The 4,784-nt window shown below is 71.2% G+C and carries 5 protein-coding genes; 3 read left to right on the forward strand and 2 right to left on the reverse strand.

The genetic code is table 11. The features are described from left to right. The 3 genes from DEIPI_RS0104555 to DEIPI_RS0104565 form a co-directional block, all read left to right on the forward strand. Positions 1-231, forward strand: a 231-nt coding sequence (locus DEIPI_RS0104555; protein ID WP_027480993.1) for a PAAR domain-containing protein, incomplete at its 5' end; no start/stop codon positions are given. An 89-nt stretch (positions 232-320) separates the two neighbouring features. Continuing rightward, on the forward strand, positions 321-2,498 hold the full coding sequence (locus DEIPI_RS0104560) for a hypothetical protein (protein WP_027480994.1): 2,178 nt from the start codon (positions 321-323) through the stop codon (positions 2,496-2,498). A gap of 201 nt (positions 2,499-2,699) precedes the next feature. After that, positions 2,700-3,152 carry a response regulator gene (locus DEIPI_RS0104565; protein WP_027480995.1) on the forward strand — a complete coding sequence of 151 codons (453 nt, stop codon included), beginning with the start codon at positions 2,700-2,702 and terminating at the stop codon, positions 3,150-3,152. 59 nt (positions 3,153-3,211) lie between these two features. On the opposite strand, the gene DEIPI_RS28530 is transcribed toward DEIPI_RS0104565, so the two are convergent. After that, positions 3,212-4,090 (reverse strand): metal ABC transporter permease, encoded by an 879-nt coding sequence (locus DEIPI_RS28530; RefSeq protein WP_045233655.1) that lies wholly within the window; start codon positions 4,088-4,090, stop codon positions 3,212-3,214. Further along, on the reverse strand, positions 4,087-4,784 hold a 698-nt coding region (locus tag DEIPI_RS28535), incomplete at its 5' end, for a metal ABC transporter permease (protein ID WP_211238241.1). The genes DEIPI_RS28530 and DEIPI_RS28535, both read right to left, overlap by 4 nt.

Raw genomic sequence — 4,784 nt, forward strand, 5'->3', positions numbered from 1 at the left:
GGCGGCACCGTCACGGGAGGCGCCGCGAGCGTCCTCGTGGAGGGACGTCCCGCCGCGCGCGCCCTCGACCCCCACTCCGAACCCACGCCCCTGCTGGGGCACGGACCCGTCGTGATCGCCGGGGGTTCCGGCACGGTCCTCGCGGAGGGCCGCCCCCTCGCGCGACAGGGCGACACGCTCACCTGCGGCGCGCCCCTCACGCCCACGCAGGGCAGCGTGCACGTCGGGTGAGCCTTCCCGCATGAGTCCGCCTTCACGCCGCACCCGGAGTTTCCATCGGGCGCTGATGTCCGCACGTAAGCTATGAAGTCGGGAGACTCATGGCACAGAACACGGAACCGCTGTCCAGCCGGGTGAGACGCTGGATGCTGGGGCAGTCCACCCGCGAGGTGGAGGGCCCCTACGAGAAGGAGCAGGAGGCGCAGCACCACACGCAGCCGTGGTGGCGCGTGATGTGCCTCACGGGCGTGGACTACTTCAGCACGCTGGGCTACCAGCCGGGCATCGCGGCGCTCGCGGCGGGCGCGATCAGCCCCTTCGCGACGCTCGTGCTGGTCCTCGTGACGCTCTTCGGGGCGCTGCCGATGTACCGCCGCGTCGCGGAGGAAAGCCCGCACGGCGACGGCAGCATCAGCATGCTCGAACGGCTGCTGCGGCGCTGGCAGAGCAAGCTGCTGGTGCTGGTCCTGCTCGGCTTCGTCGCGACGGGCTTCATCATCACGATCACGCTGAGCGCGGCGGACGCGGCGGCGCACATCGTGGAGAACCCCTTCGCACGGCAGTACGTGGAGGGCGGCAACGTCGTCATCACGCTCGTGCTGATCGCGCTGCTGGGCGCGGTGTTCCTCAAGGGCTTCAAGGAGGCCATCGGCATCGCCGTGGCGCTCGTGGCGCTGTACCTGTCGCTGAACGTCGTCGTGATCGGGCAGGGACTGCTGGGCGTCATCAACGATCCGGCGCTGCTGTCGGGCTGGACGGCCCGCATCTCGCAGGGCTTCTCCAGTCCGCTCGCGGTGATCGGGGCGGCCCTGCTGGTGTTCCCGCGGCTCGCGCTGGGCCTCAGCGGGTTCGAGACGGGCGTCGTCGTGATGCCGCTCGTGAAGGGCGATCCCGGTGACACGGAGGAGCGCCCGGCGGGCCGCATCCGGAGCGCCAAGAGGCTCCTGACGACGGCGGCGCTCGTCATGAGCGTCCTCCTGATCGGGTCGAGCTTCGCCACGACGCTGCTGGTGCCGCAGCGCGAGTTCTGGCCGACGACGAGCGCGTCGGTGGTGGTGCCGCGCGCGGACCTGGAGCGCGGCGCGGCCCGCGTGACGGTCCCGCTGGACGGGGAGCGCCTGGAGACCACGCTGACCGTCCCGGCGGGCGTGCGGGATGGAACGACGTTCACGGCGAACACGCCCGGCGGCGCGGTCCCCTTCGAGGTGGCGGTCGCGAACGCCTCGGCGGACGGGAGCCGGGTGCGAGTGACGGTCACGAAACGAAGCGGCGAGGCGAACGGGCGCGCGCTCGCGTACCTCGCGCACCAGCGGTTCGGGGACGTCTTCGGGACGCTGTACGACGTCAGCACCATCCTGATCCTGTGGTTTGCGGGTGCGAGCGCCATGGCGGGCCTCTTGAACATCGTGCCGCGCTACCTGCCGAGGTACGGTATGGCGCCCGACTGGGCGCGCGCGACGCGGCCGCTCGTGCTGATCTACACCTTCGTGTGCTTCTTCGAGACGCTGATCTTCCGCGCGGACGTGAACGCGCAGGCCGCGGCGTACGCGACGGGCGTGCTGGTCCTGATGGGCAGCGCGAGCGTCGCGGTGACGCTCTCGGCGGTGCGGCACCGCCAGCGGCTCCTGATGTTCGGCTTCGGCTTCGTGAGCCTCATCTTCGGGTACACGCTCGCGGTGACGTTCGCGCAGGACCTCAGCGGCCTGCGGATCGGCCTGTCCTTCATCGGGGCGATCGTGGCGGTCTCGATCGTGTCGCGCGTGCTGCGCTCCACGGAGCTGCGCGCGGAGCGGGTGGAGCTCGACGCGAACGCCCGGCGCTTCCTGAACGAGGCGGCGGCGGCGGGTTCGCTGCGGTTCATCGCGAACCAGCTCGACGCGGGCGACGCGGCGGAGTACAGCGAGAAGGAACGCGACGTGCGCGCCGAGACGCACCTCCCGAGCGGGGAGCCCTTCCTGTTCCTGGAGGTGACGGTCGCGGATCCCAGCGAGTTCAGCGACGTGCTGGAGGTGCGCGGCGTGGAGGTCGCGGGCTACCGCATCCTGCGGGTGGAGTCGAGCGCGGTGCCGAACGCGATCGCGGCGTTCCTGCTGTGGGCGCGCGATACGTACGGGGAACTGCCGCACGTGTACTTCCAGTGGATCGAGGGCAGTCCGGTTCTGGCCGCCGCGCGCTTCCTGGTGCTGGGCGAGGGTGACATCGCGCCGCTCACGCACGAGATCCTGCGCCGCGCCGTCAGGAGCGCGGAGCTCAGGCCGGTCGTGCACGTCGGCGGTTGAGGCCGTCCGCTCGCCCGCGTCCGCCCCGACGTCCGGTCGGGGCGGATGCTCTACAATGGCCGGGTCCCGTCAAGGTTCGCCCGCACCCGTCCTCATGGAAGATGGGAAAGGCCCTTGCTCCCGGACTGCCGTTACGAGAAACTGGGCGGTGTGGCGCCCCCGCAGCAAGCGGACCCCGCCGCCATTCGAGAGGACCCTCACGTGATCGATATTCTCCTAGTCGACGACAGCGAAGCCGACGTCATGCTGACCCAGATGGCGTTCGAGGAGGCCCGCGTCGCCAACCGCCTGCACGTCGCGCGTGACGGGGTCGAAGCCTTGGAGTTCCTCAACCGCGAGGGACCTCACCACGACGCGCCGACACCCGACGTCATCCTGCTGGACCTCAACATGCCCCGCATGAACGGTCTGGAAGTCCTCGCGGAGATCAAGAAGGAGGATTCGCTGCGGAACATCCCGGTGATCGTCCTGACGACCTCGCAGGCGGAGGCGGACGTGTGGCGCAGCTACAACCTGCACGCGAACGCGTACATCCCGAAGCCGGTGAGCCTCCCGAACTTCCTGGACGTCGTCCGGTCGTTCGAGAACTTCTGGCTGGCGGTCGTGAAGCTCTCCCCGAAGAACTACAACCCGAACGCGCACAGCGAGAGCTGACGCGTCGAGGCGCGAGGAGGGGCCCGCCGTCCGGCGGGCCCCTCCTGCTGCCGCCCGGTTCAGGCGCTCGCGGCGCGGTTCCGGGTGCGGGTCAGGACGCCTCCGTGCGGGGAGAGCAGCACGGCCAGCAGGAACTGCACCCCGAGGATCGTCGCGATGGCGCCCGCGATGGACGCGTCGAGCAGGATCGCGAGGACGTACCCGACGATGCTGGCCGTCCAGCCCGCGAGGACCGCGAGGGCCAGCACGATCGGCAGGCGTCTGGAGAGCAGCGACGCGGTCGCGGCGGGCACGATCATGAAGGCCACCACGAGGATCGCGCCGACCGCGTCGAACGCGCCGACCGTCGTGACGGACACGAGCGCCATGAGGGCGTAGTGCAGCGCGCCCGGCGCGAAGCCCAGCGCGGCGGCGAGGCCCGCGTCGAAGGTGGAGAGCTTGAGCTCCTTGTACATCACGGTGACGAAGGCGAGGTTCACGGCGGTGAGGGCGCCCATCACCCAGAGGGAGACGGGGCCGAGGTTGCGGCCCGCGACCATGAGGTCGTTGAAGGGCGCGTAGGCGATCTCGCCGTACAGCACGGCGTCGAGGTCGAGGTGCACGTTGCGGAAGTAGACGCTCACGGCGAGCACGCCGACGCTGAACAGCGCGGGAAACACGAGGCCGATGGCGGCGTCGCCCTTCACGCGTCCGGAGCGGGTGAGGGCCTCGACGAGGGTGACGGTGATCAGGCCGAGCGCGGCGGCGCCGAGCAGGGCGGGCAGCGTGGCGCGCCCGCCCCCGCTGAGCCAGAAGCCCGCGACGATGCCGGGCAGCACGGCGTGCGACACGGCGTCCGCGAGGAGGCTGAGGCGGCGCAGCACGAGAAAGGTCCCGAGGAGCGCGCAGGCGGTGCTGACGAGCAGCGCCGTTCCGAGGATGATGGCGTCGGCGTTCACGCGCCCCTCCCGTCCGTGGCGCTCAGGGCCGAGCGGACCCGCGCGCGCTGGCGGCGCTCGCGCAGCCGCTCCGGGACGATGCCGCGCAGCGGCGCGAACAGCAGCGACACGAGCGTGAGGGCGCTCACGACGAGGATGACGAGGGGCCCCGTGGGGAGGTTCTCGCGGGTGGCGCTCAGCACGGCCCCGGTCACGCCGCTCGCGGCGCCGAACAGGCCGGAGAGGAGCAGCATCACGCCGAGCCGGTCGGTCCACTGCCGCGCGGCGCTCGCGGGCGCGATCAGCATGGCGGCCATCAGGACGACGCCGACGGTCTGCAGACCGATCATCACGGCGAGCACCGTGAGGGACGTCAGGAGCGTCCCGAGCGCGGCCGTGGGAAGTCCCGTCGCGGCGGCGAAGGCCGGGTCGAAGGTGACGAGCTTGAATTCCTTGTAGAGGAGCGCCACGACGAGCAGCGCGGCCCCGCCGATCACGGCGAAGGTGGTGACGTCGGCGGCGACGATGGTGGCGGCCTGCCCGAACAGGAAGCGGTCGAGGCCCGCCTGGCTAGCGTTCCCGCCGTGCTGGATGAAGGTGAGCAGGCTGATGCCGAACCCGAAGAAGCTCGCGAGGACCACGCCGAGCGCGGCGTCCTCCGCGAGGCGGGTGCGGCGCAGGATCGCGAGGACGCTCAGCGCGGCGAGCCACGCGG

This window comes from Deinococcus pimensis DSM 21231 (assembly GCF_000519345.1).
In the GTDB taxonomy this organism is placed as follows: domain Bacteria; phylum Deinococcota; class Deinococci; order Deinococcales; family Deinococcaceae; genus Deinococcus_A; species Deinococcus_A pimensis.